General features: G+C 49.6%; 1 protein-coding gene. It reads left to right on the forward strand.

Annotation, left to right across the window (positions count from 1 at the left end):
• Positions 1–639: HsdM family class I SAM-dependent methyltransferase (locus H9X81_RS11540; protein ID WP_204722176.1), on the forward strand; the 639-nt coding region annotated here is incomplete at both ends.

Here is a 639-nt window from a genome sequence, read left to right on the forward strand (position 1 = left end):
CCACTGAGGATGAGGAGGCATACAGCAATTCCATTTACGGTATTGAGAAAAAGCAGTTTCCCTATATGCTCTGCGTCACCAATCTTCTGCTGCATGGGCTGGATGTACCGCAGGTATACCATGCCAATACACTGCTACATGATGTGCTGGACTATACCGAAAGCGATAAGGTGGATGTCATTCTGATGAATCCTCCGTATGGCGGATCAGAAAAGGCTGATGTGAAGAATCATTTCCCTGATGACCTGTCCAGCAGTGAGACTGCTGATCTGTTTATGTCGGTGATTATGTACCGACTGAAGCAGGGAGGCCGGGCAGCAGTGATTCTGCCCGACGGCTTCCTGTTCGGTACTGACAATGCCAAGGTGAACATCAAAAAGAAGCTGCTGCGGGAATTCAACCTGCACACCATCATCCGGCTGCCGGGCAGCGTATTCTCACCGTATACCTCGATTACTACCAATATCCTGTTCTTTGACAATACCCATCCCACTGAGGGAACATGGTTTTATCGTCTGGATATGCCGGAGGGCTATAAGCACTTCTCCAAAACCAAGCCGATGAAACTGGAGCATTTCCAGCCGGTATTGGATTGGTGGAATGACCGGCAGGAGATTACCGAGGAGGGCTTTGACAAGG

It is taken from the genome of Hydrogenoanaerobacterium saccharovorans (genome assembly GCF_016901815.1).
Lineage (GTDB): Bacteria > Bacillota > Clostridia > Oscillospirales > Ruminococcaceae > Avimicrobium > Avimicrobium caecorum.